Origin of the sequence: Lentibacillus sediminis, assembly GCF_002763455.1 — a bacterium.
In the GTDB taxonomy this organism is placed as follows: Bacteria; Bacillota; Bacilli; order Bacillales; family Amphibacillaceae; genus Lentibacillus_D; species Lentibacillus_D sediminis_A.
Window position 1 is genome coordinate 273,564 of sequence record NZ_NIXK01000003.1, and the last position, 18,967, is coordinate 292,530.

Below are 18,967 nucleotides of genomic sequence, written 5' to 3' on the forward strand. Positions count from 1 at the left end.
ATTATCCCTCCGATGAATGAAATTCGGTTCTCTTTATTTAGTATAACAGGTTTTGCTTTTTTGACATATTCTTGGGCGGTTTGAAAATGATTTTTTGCAGGGGACATGATATGATGGCAATAGTTAGGAAATGAAGGAGGAAACAACGTGACACATATGCACATCACCTCATGGGTTTTGGCACTGATTCTTTTTATTGTCGCTTTGATAATGTATAAGCAGGGAAAAGGAAAACCGGCAAAAATTGTACATATGATTTTGCGGCTTGATTATTTGTTTATTTTGTACACGGGTGGAAGTTTGATCACGGGGTATTTGACCAATTTTACAATGCCGCTGTCCGCGGAGGCGATTGTAAAAGGATTGGCCGGCATTTGGGTAATTGCTGCCATGGAAATGATTCTGGTCAAGCAGAAGAAAGCAAAACCGGCAACAGGAGCATGGATTCAGCTGCTGATTGCGGTGGCTCTGACGCTGATCCTTGGTTTCTGGCGTCTGCCGTTGTAGCAAGGATGAGCGGATGAAGACTGTCTCAGGCGGGAGGCAGTCTTTTTCCATGTGGATGTTTTTTTGTGAACTATTTTCAACATTGTAAGGGATTTCCTTGAAAAATTACGGCAAAGCTTAATAATAGAAGGAAGACCTTTTGATATTAAAGGATTAGGGGTATACATATGTGGAAAAAAATGACAGCAGTACTGCTGTTAGTGATGGTCATCTTTAGCTGTGCTTTTCCTGTTTCCGCTGAGGAACAAGCAGTCCAGGAAGAAATTATTTATCATATTATGGTGGATCGGTTTAACAATGGGGACCGTTCCAATGATGAACAAGTCAATACGGAAAATCCGAATGCCTATCAGGGCGGCGACCTTCAGGGAATTATCATGAAGCTGGACGACCTGCAGGAAATCGGAGTAACCACTCTGGTGCTTTCACCCATCATGGCCAATGCGCCGGACGGATTCCATGGCTACTGGATTGAGGATTTCTTTGCCGTGGAAGAGCAATTTGGCACGATGAAAGATCTGCAGGAACTGGTTGGTGCGGCACATGAGCGGGGGATGAAGGTAGTGCTTGAGTTTGTGACGAACTATGCGGCAACTTCCTACTCGCAGGCTGCAGATACAAATTGGACAAGGGAAGCGGCGGATGTGACAGCAGACTGGGCAGAGCAGACCGTAGCACTGAACCAGGAAAATACTGAAGTTGCGGCCCATCTATTGGATGCAGCACAATTCTGGATGCAGGAGACAAATATCGACGGCTTCCAGCTCCATGCGGTGGACCAGGCTTCCCCGGAGTTCTTACAGATATTTACCGAGGAAATCAAAGAAATAAATCCTGATTTTTATTTATTTGGAGACATTCTCATGGAGGATGAGAATCGAGAAGAGATCTTGAGGAGCACGGCGTTGGACGCAATAGACAATCCAACCATGCATGAAGTTATGGCAGATGTCTTTGCACAGCCGGGGGTGCCTGTTTCAGAGATTTATCAGACCTGGGAAGAGGCGGGCAGCAACTCTGATATTCTTTATATGGATCATTTTTACAGTGAACGGTTTACCCAAAAACTGGCGGAAAACGGACGCAATAATCTTACCGCTTGGACGCTGGCACTTACCTATATGTATACAGCTCCCGGTGTGCCGCAGATTCTGCAGGGAACGGAACTGTCGATGTACGGGGAGGATGCTCAAGACTCACAGCGGCTTGTTCCCTTTAACAGCGGAAATCCCGAGTTGACGGAATTTCATAATCGGATTTCTTCGTTAAAACATGCATTTCCGGCTTTATCGCTTGGTGAATTTGAAATGGTGGGATCGAGCGGTGCAATGAGTGTGTTTAAGCGATCTTATGAGCATGAAACAATGTTTATTGCGATTAACAATGATACAGAGTCGCAGATGGTGCCGGTAACTGATGTTGCAGAAGGAATGCAGCTGCGGGGCTATCTGGCCGATAATATTGTCCGGGAGGATGCGAATGGTGAGTTTAAAATCGCTATTCCGAGAGAATCGACCGAAGTTTATGTGGTCGAGCCGGACAGGGGACTGAACTGGGGGCTGATCGGCTTTGCCGGCGGGGTGATTCTTTTGTTTATCGGAGGAGTCGCATTTTTGAGTTATAAGCAGCGGAAACGGAATAAGGCGGAATCTGTGTGACCCGGTTCGATTTATAGTGAAAGGAAAAACGCTTGGGGCTGAACTGAACTGCACTGAACTGCACCCCAAGCGTTTTTCATTGCAACCATGATACTGCTGCCTTATCCGTTCACAATCGCACCGCCGTTGACGTGGATCATTTGTCCGGAGACGTAGCTTGCGTCTTCACTGGCCAGATATACATAGGCGGGTGCAAGCTCTTTTGGTTGTCCGGGTCGCTTCATTGGCATATTTCCGCCGAACCCGTCCACTTTTTCTTTGCTGAAAGTTGCAGGGATCAGCGGTGTCCAGATCGGTCCGGGCGCAACTCCGTTAACCCGGATACCCTTTGGAGCGAATTCTTCGGACAGGGAGCGGGTAAAGGAAGTGATCGCTCCCTTTGTCGCCGAATAATCAATCAGATCCTTGCTGCCCTGATAAGCTGTGATCGAGGATGAGTTGATGATCGAGCTGCCCTCTTTTAAATTCGGCAATACTGCTTTGGTAAGGTAAAACATGCTGAAAATATTGGTGCGGAAAGTCTTTTCCAACTGTTCACTGGTAATGTCCATGAAGCTTCCCTGTGGGTGCTGTTCTGCCGCATTATTGACCAGGATATCGATTTTATTGAACGTATCCAGTGTCTGGGTGGCGGCCGATTCACAAAATGCCTGGTTGCCGACATCTCCGTCAATCAGCAGACATTTCCTGCCTTCCTGCTCCACTAGCCGCTTTGTTTCCTCGGCATCTTCATGTTCTTCAAGGTAAACAATTGCCACATCCGCGCCTTCCCGGGCGAAGTGAACACTGACAGCTCGTCCGATTCCGGAGTCCCCACCGGTGATCAGCGCGACTTTATCCTTCAGCTTGCCGCTTCCCTGGTAGGAATCATTTATATACTCCGGCTGGGGATGCATTTTTGATTCCACGCCCGGCTGTTTGTCTTGCTTCTGGGCCGGGGGGGTCTCTTTTCCATTTTCATGTTCCATTGGCATGAAAATTTCCTCCTTCAAATTCGTGATAGTATAGATTTACCCGAATTTGCTTGGTTCAATCATCAAAAGGGCCATGAATGCTTGCTGACAGAGGAAGAATGTTTCCAAGAACAACAAAGAAAAAAGCCCTTTCCCAGGACTTTTTGACAGGTATAAACTAAGTTTCTCTATTCATGTGCCGATTCCGCGCCTTCCTTATTGAGGTAATAATAAATGTTCCGATATGAAATAATATCAATTTCTCCGCTAATGTACTTCTTCTGATAAAAATCCAGCACATCATTCAGGCTATCAGGTCCGTGATGCCGCTCGATTTCATAAGCAGCAAGCAAATCATTTAGCATCATGCCAATCCTCCTTCATCCAGTTCATGGACAACCTTGTTACCACTATATGAAAGGAGGACGGCAATCATGCCAGTAAGTTTTTTCAGTAAGACTGGTTTTGTTCAGGAAGCTGAACAGTTCCAAGAATGGTTTCCAATGCGATATCGTAAGCCGTTGCCTGGTCATGGGAAAATGTGTACAGGGTCCCATCAATGGAAACCATGCGCTGGATTCGCGACTTTTCATTAGGAAATTCCGTGTCCGCTTCCTGATGGGTAATGCTGTCTTTCCAAACAATTCCTTCTACCGGTGTGATCTCGTAAAGCAAGGCGCCTTGATGGAGTAGGGTCTGGTTTTCATACACCATTCCTTCCTCTTTTACTGTTTCCGAGTTAAACAGGGTGGCAGGAAAACCGTACAGGCTGCTGTTTGGCTGCTGGAATAATGCTCTGTGATCATGGTTCAGCTCGGAATAGGAGCCACTTTCCCCGATGACTTTACTGTATTTCTCTTTTGGGTTTTCCGGATCGCTCACATCGAATACCGAAATCTTTAATCCTTCCGTCCGCACAATCGGTTCCTCGCCGTTTTGCAGCTGCTGGAGTGTAGTATGCTGGCCGAAACCAATGACATGATCTTCATCAAGCGGATGCAGATAATTGCTGAATCCGGGAATCTTCAACTCGCCTAATACTTCTGGATCCTGCGGGTTGCTCAGATCAATGACGAACAATGGATCTACCTGCCTAAACGTTACCATGTAGGCAACTTGATCCATAAACCGGACACTGTAAATCCGTTCCCCCTCCGCAAGTCCCTCGACTTTTCCAAGGGGATTGAGACTAGTGTCAAAGGTGTAGAGATTATTTGTCGACGGTTCCTGCTCGGGAGGCCCCCACATCTCTCCCTTTGTGGTGGCAACTCGGAAAACGCCGTCCCGCTCATCCATGGCAAACTGGTTGATCAGCCTTCCCGGTACAACGGTCGATGTTTGATAAGAAACTGCGCCATCATCAATCACAAACTGCATGATTTTTGTATTGACTGCGGGGCTTGCAATCATACTGGTATTTGTTTCTTTAGAGATATCTCTCTTCTCATACTGATTCACAGCGAGATAGATATTATTTTCCGACATATAAAACTCATTGGAAGCGCCCAGATAGGTTTGCACTTTTGCTTCTTCATCAAGATCCTGCAAATCAATCGAAGCAATCAGCAGATAGTTATTCTCCTGGCTTTCCGGGAAAAAGTACATATCCTCAAATGCCACCGGCGCTCCTTCTGACTGAACGGCCGTATCTTTGAAAAAGGGTCTAGCCTCTGCGTCATCCTGCTGTTGAATCTGAAATGGTGGGTGATGGCTTGCGGTAAGGTAGAGCTGGCCGTCCATTTTCCGGGAAGTTTTGTACATCCCTTCCAGACTAACTTCGCGCACTTTCTCAAGTGCCGTTTTATCAGAAATATCATATATGTGTACGGTTGTCAGGTTTTGCTGAACGGGCATTGGCGCGATATCAATGGTATCTCCTGGCGGTGGCTCCGTTTCTTCCAGGCGGATCGGTTCATACGTATGGCCAACACTGATCAGCAAGTCACCCTCCAGGTAAATCTCCGCGGGGCGAAAGTTTTCTTCGGCAATGGTGCTTACTGCTGTGCTTTCTTCCCGATCGGCTGAGGTGATAACGATATCACTTGAGCGTGCGAAGTAAATATACTCTCCATCTGTTTTGATCAAATCTCCTTCATCGATGCCTGCTACTTGAACATTGGTTGTGGAAACGTCAGATGCCGCATTGCTTGTGATTGATTCCGCATTGCCGGCGCTTGATTCCGCTGTATCCATGCTGCTCTCCGTGGTGGTCACTCCGACTTCTGCCTGCTCCCGCGCCAATTCCGGAGAGCGCTCTTTCAGCAGCTGAGCAAGCTGCTGTTGGTTCTCAATTTGCTCCAGCTCTGCAGCCGCGGTAAATGAATGCGACAATGGGTTGGCGAGCTTTTTGCCGTTTGCTGCCTCGACTTTGTGGGAGATGGTGAGCTGATAAGAAGCATCGAGTTCGTAACCGGACGCCGGCGCTTTCAGTGTAAGAATGGTGTTTTCCTCATTCCACTCCAGGGTAACAGGCTGTTTTGCGCCTTCCTCACTGGTTATCCGGATAGTATCCTCCGTAAAGGTAGCGGGATTCATTGGTTCGGTAAAATGAACTGTCCAATCCTGGGAGATGGAAGCATAGCTGGACGGTGAGTGCAATTCTGCGGCAGGTTTTCCGAATACAGCCAGGCTGCCCATAGTGACTGCTGTAACCAAAAGCACTGCGGCAGTAAACCAGATCAAATGCTTTTTCATAAAATTGACCCTCCTGTCTTCTCTTTGATCACTTAGACGCCGATGGAAGGATTTTGTTACAATTTTGTGAAGAAAAAAGCGGAATTATTTTTATGGGGGATGAATGGCGGGGATGGGGAGCGTTTTGTGTAAGTTTTCTTTTGGCAAAATTGGTATCGGGATAGCTAAAATGTCCGATAGACGGTCGCTATCAGCCAAAACTAGTCACCAGAGCAGTCAAAATGTCCGCGAGAGCCTTTCTCAAGGACAAAAGTAACCGCCGAAGCACCCCAATTGTCCTCGAGGACTCCCGGCCAAAACCCACCCTAACAACAAAAAAACCTCCCGACCCGGCTCACAGATCAGAAGGAAGTTTGCATTCCTTATTCATTTTGGAAAAACAGTGCAATGGTGCCCGGGCCGGCATGGGCGCCGATGACGGACCCGACCATTTCAATGACGACTTCCTGCACGCCGAATTTTTCTTTAATCATGCTTGCGAGCTGTTCGGCACGTTCCAGGTCATCCCCGTGGCTGATGCCAATTGTCTGGTTCTCCCAATTCTTGCCGCGTTCTTTCATCAGTTCCAGCATCCGGGGAAACAGCTTTTTGGAACCTCTGATTTTTTCCAGTGGGACAAGTTTGCCGTTTTCCACATGGAGGATTGGTTTTATATTCAATAAGCCGCCGACAAAGGCCTGGGTTTTACTTACCCGGCCACCGCGTTTTAGGTATTCCAAATCATCAACGGTGAAAATATGTTCCATATGTTCGGCATGATCCGCTGCAGCAGTTGCAACTTCCTCTGCGGTAAAGCCTTCTTTGGCCATTTTTGCTGCATGGAGCACCACAAGCCCAAAGCCGAGGGAAGCGGATTTGGTGTCCACAAGATGGATCGGGGCGTCAGGGTATTCCTCCTTGACTTCCTGTTCCATCATTTTAGCGGTCTGGTAGGTGCCGGATAATTCTGAAGAAAAGCCAACATACACTAATGGTTGATTTTTCTCTGCATAAGATGTGAAAATAGCTTTAAAGGTTTGCGGCGACACTTGGGAGGTTTTCGTGCTTGAGCCCTTCCGCATTGCATCATAAACCGTTTTTGGATTGATTTCCCCATCTTTATAGTCTTTTTCGTCCAGATGAACTGTTAATGGTACCATTTCGATGTCAAATTCGTTATAATGTTTCTCTGATAAATCACATGCGGAATCAGTTAGAATTTTTACCGTCATTTTATCACCTACATTTATATTATACTTGTACTTCTTATAGTTTAAAGCTATATTCTTGGTTAGTCAAAGGATATTTACTAATTTTTTAAAAACTGCAAACAATAATCGGCAGTTTGCCAGCAAGGAGGCAGTTATGTTTTTAGTTGAGGCAAGACGAATTATTATCGTTATATTTGGTGCATTGCTTAATGCTGTATCATTGAATTTCTTCCTGATTGAGGCCAATGTTTACGCCAGCGGCTTTACAGGAGCAGCTCAGCTCATGGCCAGTGTGTTTCAGGATTTTCTCGGGATTGGAATCAGTACAGGTATTTTGCTGTTTATCTTAAATATTCCGGTCGCAATTCTTGGCTGGTATAAGGTAGGGAAAGGTTTTACCGTTTACAGTGTGATTTCTGTCGTATTTGCTACGATCTTTCTGGAAGTGCTGCCGGTTATATCTTTTTCCGATGACATCATACTGAATGCGGTATTTGGCGGTTTGATCGGCGGCGCCGGGGTAGGACTTACATTAAAAATCGGTGCGTCCACCGGCGGGATGGATATTGTAGCTATGGTCCTCTCCCGTATGAAGGACAGGCCCATTGGCACGTATTTCCTTACCTTGAATTCCGTGATTATCCTCATGGCAGGTGTGCTGTATGAGCCGGAAAATGCCTTGTACACCTTGCTTACTTTGTATGTCACGACAAGAGTAATCGATGCCCTGCATACACGGCACGAGAAGCTGACGGCGATGATTATTACCCACAAGGCAGTAGAACTGCAGCATGAGATTCATAAAACGATGCTGCGGGGGATAACCATTCTGCCAGCGAGGGGAGCATACACCAATTCCGATCAAAATATGCTCTATCTTGTAATCACCCGCTATGAATTGTATGATCTGGAGCGGATTATCAATGAGGTGGATCCGAAAGCATTTACCAATGTGATCCAGACTACCAACGTGTTTGGGCTGTTCCGGAAAGATTAAGGCAGCAACACTTCTGCAGGAAAAAAGGAGAAACGAAAATGAGGTATATCATCATAGCATTGGCACTGCTTATGCTCGCTGGCTGTGACAGCGGCGAGGATACAGCATCCGAGACGGAGGAAGGCCAAGAGGAAGAAGCTTCTCTCCAACTGAGGAACATCGAAGTGACAGTGGAGAACGGGCATGCTCTGCTCACTGCACAAGCGAACGGGGACGCTGAGGAGATTTATTATACGTTAGAACAAGGAGAAGAGGTGCTGATTGAAGAAACTTCCCTCTCCCTTGGGGAAGGCCATTACGGCTGGAGTGATGTGGAGCTGGAACTGAAACTTCCGGAAAATGCAGGTGATAGCGGGGAAGCGCCAGTCATCACGGTGTATGGCAAAAATGAAGCAGGGGAACAGGTAAATCCGAACTATATTCCTGTCGAGATGGAATAAAAAAAGGCCAGCTGAATTCGTTCAGACTGGCTCTTTGCATCAGTGCAGGCTTGGTTTCGCAACTGTAAGCTGATACTTTATGTACGTTTAAAATCCATACCCTTCAATAACTTCAACCACTCTCGGTGTGAGGCTCTCCCACTCAGCGTCAAAATTTTTATTGACGGTAATAAAATTCTGGTAGCCAAATACGTTGTCCACGCCGTCCAATTCCATTAAATCATTGAGAATTTGATGTTCGCTTTCGTTTCCAGGCATAACGGAAATGCTGCTGGTTCCTTCAAAAATAAGCTTGTCAGATGTAAATTTACGTGCATTGGGATTAGGCGTTTCTTCTGCGCGAATTGTCATTTCTTGTATTCCCTCCTCGTTCTGTTAATTCTATAGTAGCAGAATTATTAACAAGAAAAAAGCGTAAACAACTGCCCTCCAGCCTTTTAAGCCGGAGGGCAGTGCACACTTGGATACAAGCCAAGTCCTTATTCCGCGGCAAATCCGTTTCATCCTAAGAATGAAGTGGAAATTGCCATTATGGTACGGAGGTTACTGCAACTGATTATGCTGTTTCAATTGCTGCTCCAGCTGTTGCAGCTGCTGCTGTTCTTCCGGAGAAGCCTCGCCGCGTGCAGCCTGAATGGCATTCTGTGCAGCCTGTTTGTCGGCCTGGGAGGCATTTCCCTGCCGGTTCATCATGTTGTTCACAGCGTTTTTGGCTTGTTGGAATAAATTGTTATTCGCCAATTAAAACCCTCCTACAGTGTGATTGGCTGCTTCCTCACGTTTCCGCTCTGCATCAGAGAAGCGGGAACGGTAAGGGAACCGCTCGTCATGCTTTTTGACAGAATCAGCGCTCTGTTGACTGAATCGCTTGGACTTGCTTTGCTTTCCCATGGGTAATTCCTCCCAGAAAAACGAAGTGTCGTTCTCGCGAATAATAAGGGGCAGGTACTGAAACAAAAGAGTGAACGCTTGTATACGTTCACTCGTAGTATGGCTAAATCTATGGTATTTTATAGTTGGAAATATCCGGTTAAGCCGTTTCAAACTTCAACTTCAGATACTCCTCAAGAAAGCTGGCAACCCCGTCTTCTTCATTGGTGGTTGTCACATGTTTGGCAACAGCCTTCAACTCATCAATGGCATTGCCCATCGCCACACCGGCACCGGCATAGTCAATCATTTCCAGGTCATTGTCTTCATCACCGAACGCGATGATGCGAGATTGTGGAATGTCAAAGTAATACGCAATTTTTTCCAGTCCGACTGCTTTGTTCATGCCTTTTTTAACAATTTCAATGATATTCCACGGAGCGCCCCATTTGCGGTGCTCAATCAGTTCTGCGTGATAATCATCCAGGTGGTCCCGCAGTTCTTGAATATGCGATTCTTTCGGGTGAATCAGCAGGGAGGTGGGATCCTCTTTTACCTCATTTTTAATATTTCCAACTTTAAAAGATGTACCCGCTCCGGCAGAATCAAAGATCTCGATGATTTGCTCATCATATGTATCCAGATACACTTCATCCTTGACTTCGGCCAAAATATTTTTCACATCAACCTCATGTGCGGCATCGATAATTTTATGTGCCGTCTCCAGCGGCATCGGGTTATGCAGCACATCCCATTTGCTGTCGCGCGGATGGTGAATCAGCGCTCCGTTGAAGTTAACCATTGGCGTATCTAACCCAAGATCATGATAAAAGTCAATGCTTGCCCGGTGCGGTCTGCCTGTAGCGATTACCACAATATGTCCGGCTTTTATTGCTGTTAAAACCGCTTGCTTTGTTCGGGGGCTGATCTCTTTTTTATCGGTCAGCAGCGTCCCGTCCAAATCCAAAGCAATTAAATGTTTGTTTTCCATTCACTTCACCTCGTCTGCCCTTAGTTTATCGGGGAGCGGCAAATATGTAAAGTGATTTTTGGTTTACTTTGATTGAAAAAAAGGGGACGGACAGACTAAAATAAAAGACAGTGATGATTTTTGATGAAGGGGACTTGAGAGATGATTGGAGTTACAGAAGAGACTATTGGGCAGGTCCCAAGTATGGTTGTCGTGGATGCAAACAGACAGCAGGAACCGTTGCCTGTCCTGGTCTATTTCCACGGATTTACCAGTGCGAAAGAACATAATTTGCCGCTTGCTTATTTAATGGCGGAGAAAGGCTACCGGGTAATCCTGCCTGACAGCAAATACCATGGAGAGCGGGAAGGAGAAATCTCCACGGTAAGCAGACAGATTTCTTTTTGGGATATTGTGCTGCAAAATGTCGAGGAACTGGAAACGGTTAAAACATCTCTTGATGAAGCAGGGCTGATTAAGGATGAGCGGTTCGGTGTTGCCGGAACAAGTATGGGCGGGATCACCACCACAGCTGCTTTGGCCAGATATCCATGGATTAAAGCTGCCGCTGTGCTAATGGGGTCGCCAAAAATTACCACCTATGCCAAAACCCTTGTCGAAAGCTTTCAGAAAATGGCCGATCTGCCGGTTTCCGATGAGATGATTAACCAGCTGTATGAGCAGCTTAAACAATACGACCTGTCAAAAAATCCGGAAAAGCTAATGGAACGTCCGCTATTGTTCTGGCATGGGAAAAGTGATGCCGTCGTGCCGTTTGATCATTCCTATACTTTTTATGAATCGATCCGGAAGAGCTATATGAACGAGGAAGATATTCAGTTCATCAAAGAGAAGAACACCGGTCATAAGGTAAGCCGGGAGGCAGTGCTGAAAACGGTGGATTGGTTCTCCAGAAAGCTTTAAAATCGCCTGAAGTGTGATCTAAATCATTTTATAAATAGACGAAATATGTTTAAATAGAACTATAAAAGGATGTTCAAAAAGTCCGGTAACAATGACACATCGAATTTCTTCGTTGGCTTGCTTTTCCGCTACTCACGTATTTAAAGGCATACGTTCCGTTGCTCAAAGCTACGCCGCCTCGAACTTCTCGGTCCTTGTTATCCTCCTTTTTGAACTTCCATTATACATGTGATAGGGGAGGTTGAAACCATGGATGAGGCATTAAAGGAAAATATGATGGGTGCGCTTGAGAATGTAATTGACCCTGAGTTGGGTATTGATATTGTTAACCTTGGCCTGATATATGATGTGGATTTAAACGAAGAAGGTACAGCAATTGTGACCATGACGCTAACTGCGATGGGATGTCCGTTGTCGGCGCATATTGAACGTGATGTAAAAATGGCGCTGGATGATATCCCTGAAGTGAAGGAAGTCGACGTAAACATCGTTTGGAGTCCGCCTTGGGATAAGCATATGATGTCCCGTTATGCGAAAATTGCTTTGGGAATTCCGGATTAAACCCGCAATTAGCAACATGGTTTTTGCAATAGTTAAGAAACAAAGCCAACGGAGGGACGTTTCTGTCGCTCCGTTTTTATATGTTTCCGTTTTTTTGAAGATGTGAGAAACATCACAGTCTGACATTAGCGGTGTATGATATGGTGGAGTAGACTAATGTAATGAAAGCTGATAGGAAGTGAGGAACGTGTTATTAAAAGGATCTTACAAAAAAATTGAACCAGCTTCGGGTGCGATTATTATGGCGAGCGGAATTTTTCTGATCGGTGCAGTAGAAGCCTTTCCGTTTCTTGATGTGGTAATGGGGAAATTCTTGGCCTTTCTCCTGCTGATTGCCTGGATTGTCATCTATAAATCGCTTTCGGTGCAGTTTTTCCATCGGGATTTTCTCTTTCCGTTTCTCAAACACCCTGTAAAATCTTTTGCGATTGGGACATGGATTGCCGGAGTGTCAGTTTTGTGTAATGTGTTTCTTAAGTACTTCCCTGGGATGCTAATGCTGACACAGGCAATAGCGCTTTTAAACACGCTTTTATGGATATTTTTCCTTATTAATTGTTTTTATAATTTTAAGCAGCTATTGGTTGATCATGCAGATTATCCTACACATGGGGTGCTGCTGCTTTCTACAGTCGGCACCCAGTCGATTATGGTGCTCTTAAATAATGTGTTTTTCCAGCTGCCGGTGTATTTCGCGGAATCGGTAATTTTGCTTGGTCTGTTGTTCTATGTTGCCGGAATTTTGCTGATTGGCAAGCGCTATATCCGGCAAAAAGGCTGGAACCTCGCCGATGATTGGACTAATACTAATTGCATCATCCATGGCGCCCTTTCAATTACAGGGCTGGCAGTGGTTACGACAAACACTTTCTCCCCAGGTACGGTGGCGGCATTCTGGTACGTCGTACTAGCGCTGCTTGTTGCGGTGGAGATTCTGGAAGTGGTTCGCGGGATTCGGCGGGTGCAGTTTTATGGATGGAACAAAGGAATTTTCACGTACCATGTCACCCAATGGTCGCGGAATTTTACCTTTGGCATGTTTTATACGTTTACACTTGTCATGCAAAACAATCCGCTTTATGCTGTTTCTGCTCGTTTGTCCCTGTTTCAGGAGAGGTTTATGGCGGTTTGGGCCTGGGTGGTTTTCCTTGCGCTCGCCGCAGAAATTGTCCTCTATTTCAAATCGCGCATAGAAGAGGCTGAGCTGCTGTCCAAACGACATGCAGCCTGAGTAATGCTATCACCATTTTGGTGGTAGTTTTTTTTATGTTTTGAGGACATTTTCGCTTTATGTTTTTGACCAATTCGTGACAATCCTTTTTCGTGTGATGTTTCTCACACCTCCTTATCCCAGCGGGTGATTAAATGTAGGTACAAGGTAAATAAACTTGTCTGGATGGAGGGTCAATAATGAAAAAGAAACCGACACCACTTTGGCAGCGATTGAATTATTTGAAGCCAAAAGAGAAGTATTCTGATAAACACAGCCAGCTGCAGGAAGGAAACAGGGACTGGGAAAATGTCTACAGAAGAAGGTGGCAGCATGATAAGGTGGTCCGTTCCACCCATGGCGTGAACTGTACCGGCTCCTGCAGCTGGAATATCTATGTGAAAGACGGCATTGTGACATGGGAAGGCCAGCAGCTTGATTATCCAACGACAGGACCGGATATGCCGGAATTTGAACCACGCGGATGTCCGAGGGGTGCGAGTTTTTCCTGGTATATTTACAGCCCCCTGCGTGTCAAGTATCCATATGTCCGTAAAAAGCTGCTGTATCTTTGGCGGGAAGCCCTCAAGGAGCATGATACCCCGCTTGAGGCATGGAAAAGCATTGTGGAGGATAAGGAGAAAGCCAACCTTTATAAACAAGCCAGGGGCAGGGGCGGACTCGTTCGGGCAGATTGGGATGAAGTGACCAAACTGACGTCAGCTTCCATACTTTATACGGCATTGAAATATGGGCCGGATCGCAATGTCGGGTTCTCGCCAATCCCTGCGATGTCGATGATCAGTCATGCTGCCGGCAGCCGATTCATGTCACTGATCGGTGGGCCGATGCTGAGCTTTTATGACTGGTATGCGGACCTGCCGCCAGCCTCACCGCAAATCTGGGGGGATCAGACAGATGTGCCGGAAAGCTCGGACTGGTTTAATGCCGGCTACATTATAACATGGGGTTCCAATGTGCCACTGACCCGGACGCCGGATGCGCATTTTCTTGCCGAAGCGCGCTATAAAGGAACAAAGGTTGTTTCCGTCAGCCCCGATTACGCGGAATCAACCAAGTTTGCAGATGACTGGATGTCGGTAAAACAAGGAACCGACGGCGCAGTTGCCATGGCGATGGGGCATGTTATTCTGAACGAATTTTATCGTAAGCAAATGACCCCATACTTTGAAAACTATGCGAAACAGTACACCGACTTTCCTTTCGCAGTCAAGTTGAAAAAGCAGAAGGGAAGCTTCACGGCCGACCGTTTTCTCCATGCAGCGGATTTGGGTGTGGAAACAACTAACGACGCCTGGAAGCCGGCCATGTTCAATAAAAATACAGACGGTTTTTCCATACCGCAGGGGACGATGGGCTCTCGCTGGGATAAAGAAGGCAAATGGAACCTGCGATTAATTGATGAACAGACTGGTGAGCCGATCGAACCTGTTTTAAGTTTCCTTGGGGAAGAAGACGAGGTTGTGACGGTGAACATGCCATACTTCGATGAAACAGAGAAAAAGGTTCTGCCGCGCGCCGTGCCGGTAAGGAAAATAGAGGCAGGCGGCGAAACGGAGTATGTAGCAACCGTGTATGATCTGATGCTTGCCAACTACGGAATTGATCGCGGCATTGGCGGGGAAGCGGCAGCGTCTTATGATGAGATCGCACCCTTTTCTCCGGCATGGCAGGAAGGGATCAGCGGTGTAAGCCGGAAACTCGTCATTAAGATCGCCCGGGAATTTGCGCAAAATGCAATTGATACAAACGGGCGATCGATGATTATTATGGGTGCAGGGATCAACCACTGGTTTAATTCCGACACCATTTACCGGGCGGTTGTCAATCTGGTGCTGATGGTCGGTGCGCAAGGGGTGAATGGCGGCGGCTGGGCCCATTATATCGGCCAGGAAAAGCTTCGTCCGGCAGAGGGATGGAATGCGATTGCAACAGCAAAGGACTGGGGCGGCCCGCCAAAGCTGCAAAATGGCACATCTTTCTTCTATTTCGCGACAGATCAGTGGCGGTTTGAGGAAACGCCGGTAAGCGATCTGACAGCAGCAACAGAAGATAAAGCAAGATACGATCACCATGGCGATTACAATGTCCTGGCGGCACGTCTAGGCTGGCTGCCATCCTATCCCACCTTTAATAAAAACGGCCTGGATGTTTACAAAGAAGCAGTGGCAGATGGCAAAGAGACCATAGAAGAAATCGGCAAATATGTCGCAGATCAGCTAAAAAATAAAAATTTGCAATTTGCGATAGAAGACCCGGATAATCCGGTGAATTTTCCAAGAAGCCTGTTTGTCTGGCGCGCCAATTTGATTTCCAGTTCAGGAAAAGGACATGAATATTTTCTTAAGCATTTACTGGGGACTTCACATGGCCTGATGAATTCCGATGAGGACACCATTCGGCCAGAGGAAATTAAGTGGAGAGAAGAGGCACCGGAGGGAAAAGTCGATCTCCTGGTCAATCTTGATTTCCGTATGGCGGGTACGGCGCTTTACTCTGATGTGATTTTGCCGGCTGCAACCTGGTATGAAAAACATGATCTGTCGACAACGGATATGCATCCATTTGTCCATCCGTTTAACCCGGCAATCTCTTCGCCATGGGAAGCAAAATCGGATTGGGATATCTTTAAGACACTTGCCAAGGGGGTTTCCGATCTGGCGGAGGAAGTCAATCTCGATCCAGTGAAGGAAGTGGTGGCGACTCCACTTCAGCATGACACGCCAAGCGAGATAGCACAGCCTTTTGGAGAAATCAAGGATTGGTCAAAAGGGGAATGTGAACCTGTTCCCGGGAAGACGATGCCGCAGATTCATGTGGTAGAACATGACTACAAACAGACTTATGCAAAAATGACATCCCTTGGACCGAATATTGTCAAACAGCCTTATGGCGGCAAAGGCATCAACTGGAAGATGGAAAAAGAGTACGACTTAGTGAAGCGCACGATTGGGACCATAGATGGCGGGATCGCCGATGGATTGCCGGACATAACCAGTGCAAGGGATGCCTGTGAAGCAATTCTCATGCTGTCCTCCACAACAAACGGCAAAGTGGCAGTAAAAGCATGGGAGGCGTTGGAGGAACAGACAGACCTGGAGTTAAAAGATCTGGCTGCCGAGCGGGAGGAAGAAGTATTTAGCTTTGACCAGATTACCGCACAGCCGAAGACAGTGATATCCTCTCCCGCTTTTAGCGGATCGGAAAAAGACGGCAGAAGGTATTCGCCATTTACGACCAATATTGAGCGGCTGATTCCATTCCGTACGATTACCGGCAGACAGTCCTATTTTCTCGACCATGAGATGATCAAAGAATTCGGGGAAGCCTTTGCGGTGTATAAGCCAATTCTGAACCACAAGCCTTTCCGCGGAGATCGGCCGGATGTGGAAGGCAAGGAAATCACCCTGAACTATTTGACACCGCATAATAAATGGTCGGTGCACAGCATGTATTTTGATTCCCAGCCCATGCTTACCCTGTTCCGCGGCGGGCCAACGATTTGGCTGAATAAGGAAGATGCTGCAGAAGCAGAAGTGGAGGATAATGACTGGATTGAGTGCTTTAACCGCAACGGTGTCGTGGTTGCCAGGGCTGTGGTGACTCACCGGATCCCGAGAAGCATGGCGTTTATGCACCATGCCCAGGACCGGCATATCCACACACCTGGCACAAAGCTGACCAAGAATCGCGGCGGAACCCATAACAGCCCGACCCGGATCCACGTCAAACCGACTCATATGATCGGCGGATATGCCCAGCTGAGCTACGGATTTAATTATTACGGACCGACAGGGAATCAACGGGACTTGAATGTAGTTATCCGGAAACTGAAGGAGGTAGATTGGCTTGAAGATTAAGGCACAAGTCGGAATGGTGATGAATCTCGATAAATGTATTGGCTGCCATACCTGCAGTGTCACCTGCAAAAACACCTGGACCAATCGCCCGGGTGCGGAGTACATGTATTTTAATAATGTTGAGACCAAACCGGGAATTGGCTATCCGAAGCAATGGGAGGACCAGGAGAAATATAAAGGCGGCTGGGAACTGGATGAAGGAACACTGAAACTGAAATCAGGCTCCAAAACCAACCGGCTGCTCAACCTGTTTTACAACCCTTACCAGCCGGAGATGGACGATTATTATGAGCCATGGACGTACGATTATGAAACACTAACCAATTCACCGGAGAAAAAACATCAGCCAGTGGCCCGAGCCAAATCAGCGGTCACTGGGGAATACATGGATCTGGATTGGGGACCAAACTGGGAGGACGACCTGGCAGGCGGCCATATCACCGGTCTGCGTGACCCGAACGTGATTCAAATGGAAGAGTCGATCAAAACGGAATTTGAAGATGTGTTTATGATGTACCTGCCGAGGATCTGTGAACACTGCATCAACGCACCATGTGTCTCTTCCTGTCCATCTGGTGCGATGTACAAGCGCGATGAAGACGGAATTGTTCTGGTCGATCAGAATGCCTGCCGTGCCTGGAGACATTGTGTCACCTCCTGCCCTTACAAAAAAGTTTACTTTAACTGGCAGACAAACAAGGCAGAAAAATGCACCATGTGCTTTCCAAGAATTGAGAATGGCCAGCCAACAATCTGTGCAGAAACCTGTGTCGGCAGGATCCGCTATATTGGTGTGATGCTTTACGATGCAGATAGAATGCTGGAGGCAGCATCTGTGGAAGATGAAAAAGATTTGTACGACGCTCAGCTCGGGATTTTCCTTGATCCGAATGATCCGGAAGTAATCAAGGAAGCGAAAAAAGAGGGCATCCCAATGGATTGGATTGAAGCAGCCCAAGCCTCTCCATTATATAAAATGATTATTGACTGGAAAATTGCCCTGCCGCTGCATCCGGAATACCGCACCATGCCAATGGTTTGGTACATTCCGCCGCTTAGCCCGATCATGAACATGATTGAAGGCAAAGGCTCAAATGCAGATACAGCAGACATTTTCCCGGCGATTGATAATATGCGAATTCCGATTGAATATCTGGCCAATTTGCTGACAGCTGGTGATACAGAACAGATTCGCATTGTCCTGAAAAAAATGGCTGTCATGCGCAGCTACATGCGTGCGGAAACCACCGGAAAATCTTTTGATACGGAAATTATTACAGAACTGGGACTGGAGGAAGCGGATATAAAGAAAATGTACCGGTTGCTGGCGATCGCCAAATATAATGACCGTTTCGTCATACCAAAAAGCCATAAAGAAGAAGTGGCAGATCTTTATGAAGAACAGGGTGCCTGCGGGCTGGATTTCGCCGGCGGTCCTGGAAGCTGCGGAGTGCTTTCCTAACAGGAATGCGCTCTCCAGGAATTATTAGAGGGGGGTCTATATGAAACGGACGGAGATCAACAAGGTCTATCAGCTGCTTTCCTTTCTCATGCAATATCCGGACAGGCAAATGAAGGAAGCATTGCTGGAAGTGAAGGAAGAAATCAGCAGGTTTGAGCACCCGGAAGTGAAAATGAAACTGGAGAGATTCATTGCAATCTCAGAAGATACCGAGCTGGAGGAATGGATAGACTACTATATCGAAAACTTTGATTTTGGCAGGGTCACCAATCTGTATGTCACCTATTTGAAATCCGGTGAACAGCGGGAACGAGGCCTGGAGCTCTTAAAACTGAAGAAATTTTATGAGGCATCAGGCTTTACGGTGACAGATAAAGAGCTGACCGATTATCTCCCGCTAATGCTGGAATTTTGCGGCCAGGTCCCGGCGGAGACGATTAGAGAATTAATGCAGATGAACGCGAAAGCCATTCTGGAAATCCATGAGAAACTACGGGAGACGAGCAACTACTATACTCTATTATTCGATGCACTGCTTTTAACCATGGAAGCAGCCGGTGTCGAAATCAGTGAACCAAAAGAAGAGCAAGCAACGCCGTAAATACTAAAAACGAGCGGCTGACTGCCTGCTCCATGAGGAGGCGGAAAAA

Annotated in this window: 18 protein-coding genes; 10 read left to right on the top strand and 8 right to left on the bottom strand. The window is 46.8% G+C overall.

The features are described from left to right. Window positions 1–147: 147 nt before the first annotated feature. Together CEG13_RS08490 and CEG13_RS08495 are read left to right on the top strand one after the other, a co-directional pair. Window positions 148–507, top strand: a complete 360-nt coding sequence (locus CEG13_RS08490; RefSeq protein ID WP_100011437.1) for a YisL family protein — start codon at window positions 148–150, stop codon at window positions 505–507. 167 nt (window positions 508–674) lie between these two features. Further along, the gene (locus CEG13_RS08495; RefSeq protein WP_100011438.1) at window positions 675–2,165 is read left to right on the top strand and encodes an alpha-amylase family glycosyl hydrolase; all 1,491 of its coding nucleotides are present in this window, start codon (window positions 675–677) and stop codon (window positions 2,163–2,165) included. Between the two features lie 101 nt (window positions 2,166–2,266). Here CEG13_RS08495 and CEG13_RS08500 read toward each other — a convergent pair whose 3' ends face one another. From CEG13_RS08500 to CEG13_RS08515, 4 genes are all read right to left on the bottom strand, one after another. Next, complete coding sequence (locus CEG13_RS08500; protein WP_100011439.1) at window positions 2,267–3,139, bottom strand: SDR family oxidoreductase; 873 nt, start codon at window positions 3,137–3,139, stop codon at window positions 2,267–2,269. Between the two features lie 167 nt (window positions 3,140–3,306). Then, window positions 3,307–3,486, bottom strand: coding sequence for a YppF family protein (yppF, locus tag CEG13_RS08505; RefSeq protein WP_100011440.1), 180 nt, complete (start codon window positions 3,484–3,486; stop codon window positions 3,307–3,309). An 82-nt stretch (window positions 3,487–3,568) separates the two neighbouring features. Continuing rightward, window positions 3,569–5,812, bottom strand: a complete 2,244-nt coding sequence (locus CEG13_RS08510; RefSeq protein ID WP_100011441.1) for a beta-propeller domain-containing protein — start codon at window positions 5,810–5,812, stop codon at window positions 3,569–3,571. A gap of 362 nt (window positions 5,813–6,174) precedes the next feature. Beyond that, entirely contained in the window at window positions 6,175–7,023 is an 849-nt protein-coding gene (locus CEG13_RS08515; protein WP_100011442.1) for a DegV family protein, read from the bottom strand. Between the two features lie 133 nt (window positions 7,024–7,156). Here CEG13_RS08515 and CEG13_RS08520 point away from each other — a divergent pair, with 133 nt between their 5' ends. Next, window positions 7,157–7,999, top strand: a complete 843-nt coding sequence (locus CEG13_RS08520) for a YitT family protein (RefSeq protein WP_100011443.1) — start codon at window positions 7,157–7,159, stop codon at window positions 7,997–7,999. 38 nt (window positions 8,000–8,037) lie between these two features. Next, the gene (locus tag CEG13_RS08525; RefSeq protein ID WP_100011444.1) at window positions 8,038–8,439 is read left to right on the top strand and encodes a hypothetical protein; all 402 of its coding nucleotides are present in this window, start codon (window positions 8,038–8,040) and stop codon (window positions 8,437–8,439) included. Between the two features lie 87 nt (window positions 8,440–8,526). Here the strand turns inward: CEG13_RS08525 and CEG13_RS08530 are convergent, their stop codons facing one another. The 4 genes from CEG13_RS08530 to CEG13_RS08540 form a co-directional block, all read right to left on the bottom strand. Then, window positions 8,527–8,790 carry a NifU N-terminal domain-containing protein gene (locus CEG13_RS08530; RefSeq protein WP_100011445.1) on the bottom strand — a complete coding sequence of 88 codons (264 nt, stop codon included), beginning with the start codon at window positions 8,788–8,790 and terminating at the stop codon, window positions 8,527–8,529. 192 nt (window positions 8,791–8,982) lie between these two features. After that, on the bottom strand, window positions 8,983–9,180 hold the full coding sequence (locus CEG13_RS08535; protein WP_100011446.1) for a DUF3813 family protein: 198 nt from the start codon (window positions 9,178–9,180) through the stop codon (window positions 8,983–8,985). Next, entirely contained in the window at window positions 9,181–9,330 is a 150-nt protein-coding gene (locus tag CEG13_RS18885) for a hypothetical protein (RefSeq protein WP_192869528.1), read from the bottom strand. It lies immediately after the preceding gene. 139 nt (window positions 9,331–9,469) lie between these two features. Next, window positions 9,470–10,300: a Cof-type HAD-IIB family hydrolase gene (locus CEG13_RS08540; protein ID WP_100011447.1), complete on the bottom strand. Its 831-nt coding sequence runs from the start codon at window positions 10,298–10,300 to the stop codon at window positions 9,470–9,472. Window positions 10,301–10,441: 141 nt separating this feature from the next. On the opposite strand from CEG13_RS08540, the gene yjfP reads away from it, so the two are divergent. From yjfP to narJ, 6 genes are all read left to right on the top strand, one after another. Further along, entirely contained in the window at window positions 10,442–11,203 is a 762-nt protein-coding gene (yjfP, locus tag CEG13_RS08545) for an esterase (protein WP_100011448.1), read from the top strand. Between the two features lie 249 nt (window positions 11,204–11,452). After that, window positions 11,453–11,764 carry a metal-sulfur cluster assembly factor gene (locus CEG13_RS08550; RefSeq protein ID WP_100011449.1) on the top strand — a complete coding sequence of 104 codons (312 nt, stop codon included), beginning with the start codon at window positions 11,453–11,455 and terminating at the stop codon, window positions 11,762–11,764. Window positions 11,765–11,951: 187 nt separating this feature from the next. Further along, window positions 11,952–12,995, top strand: a complete 1,044-nt coding sequence (locus tag CEG13_RS08555; protein ID WP_100011450.1) for a TDT family transporter — start codon at window positions 11,952–11,954, stop codon at window positions 12,993–12,995. A 179-nt stretch (window positions 12,996–13,174) separates the two neighbouring features. Then, window positions 13,175–16,855 (top strand): nitrate reductase subunit alpha, encoded by a 3,681-nt coding sequence (locus CEG13_RS08560; protein ID WP_100011451.1) that lies wholly within the window; start codon window positions 13,175–13,177, stop codon window positions 16,853–16,855. Then, complete coding sequence (narH, locus tag CEG13_RS08565; RefSeq protein WP_100011452.1) at window positions 16,845–18,317, top strand: nitrate reductase subunit beta; 1,473 nt, start codon at window positions 16,845–16,847, stop codon at window positions 18,315–18,317. Before CEG13_RS08560 ends, narH begins: the two co-directional genes overlap by 11 nt. A 40-nt stretch (window positions 18,318–18,357) precedes the next feature. After that, window positions 18,358–18,918: a nitrate reductase molybdenum cofactor assembly chaperone gene (gene narJ, locus CEG13_RS08570; RefSeq protein WP_100011453.1), complete on the top strand. Its 561-nt coding sequence runs from the start codon at window positions 18,358–18,360 to the stop codon at window positions 18,916–18,918. Window positions 18,919–18,967 lie beyond the last annotated feature (49 nt).

Coding starts and splice junctions, on each gene's coding strand:
- yppF (WP_100011440.1), bottom strand. CDS start 3,486: ATGATGCTAAATGATTTGCTTGCTGCTTATGAAATCGAGCGGCATCAC.
- yjfP (WP_100011448.1), top strand. CDS start 10,442: ATGATTGGAGTTACAGAAGAGACTATTGGGCAGGTCCCAAGTATGGTT.
- CEG13_RS18885 (WP_192869528.1), bottom strand. CDS start 9,330: ATGGGAAAGCAAAGCAAGTCCAAGCGATTCAGTCAACAGAGCGCTGAT.
- CEG13_RS08515 (WP_100011442.1), bottom strand. CDS start 7,023: ATGACGGTAAAAATTCTAACTGATTCCGCATGTGATTTATCAGAGAAA.
- CEG13_RS08500 (WP_100011439.1), bottom strand. CDS start 3,139: ATGCCAATGGAACATGAAAATGGAAAAGAGACCCCCCCGGCCCAGAAG.
- narJ (WP_100011453.1), top strand. CDS start 18,358: ATGAAACGGACGGAGATCAACAAGGTCTATCAGCTGCTTTCCTTTCTC.
- CEG13_RS08560 (WP_100011451.1), top strand. CDS start 13,175: ATGAAAAAGAAACCGACACCACTTTGGCAGCGATTGAATTATTTGAAG.
- CEG13_RS08525 (WP_100011444.1), top strand. CDS start 8,038: ATGAGGTATATCATCATAGCATTGGCACTGCTTATGCTCGCTGGCTGT.
- CEG13_RS08510 (WP_100011441.1), bottom strand. CDS start 5,812: ATGAAAAAGCATTTGATCTGGTTTACTGCCGCAGTGCTTTTGGTTACA.
- CEG13_RS08495 (WP_100011438.1), top strand. CDS start 675: ATGTGGAAAAAAATGACAGCAGTACTGCTGTTAGTGATGGTCATCTTT.
- CEG13_RS08520 (WP_100011443.1), top strand. CDS start 7,157: ATGTTTTTAGTTGAGGCAAGACGAATTATTATCGTTATATTTGGTGCA.
- CEG13_RS08550 (WP_100011449.1), top strand. CDS start 11,453: ATGGATGAGGCATTAAAGGAAAATATGATGGGTGCGCTTGAGAATGTA.
- CEG13_RS08540 (WP_100011447.1), bottom strand. CDS start 10,300: ATGGAAAACAAACATTTAATTGCTTTGGATTTGGACGGGACGCTGCTG.
- CEG13_RS08530 (WP_100011445.1), bottom strand. CDS start 8,790: ATGACAATTCGCGCAGAAGAAACGCCTAATCCCAATGCACGTAAATTT.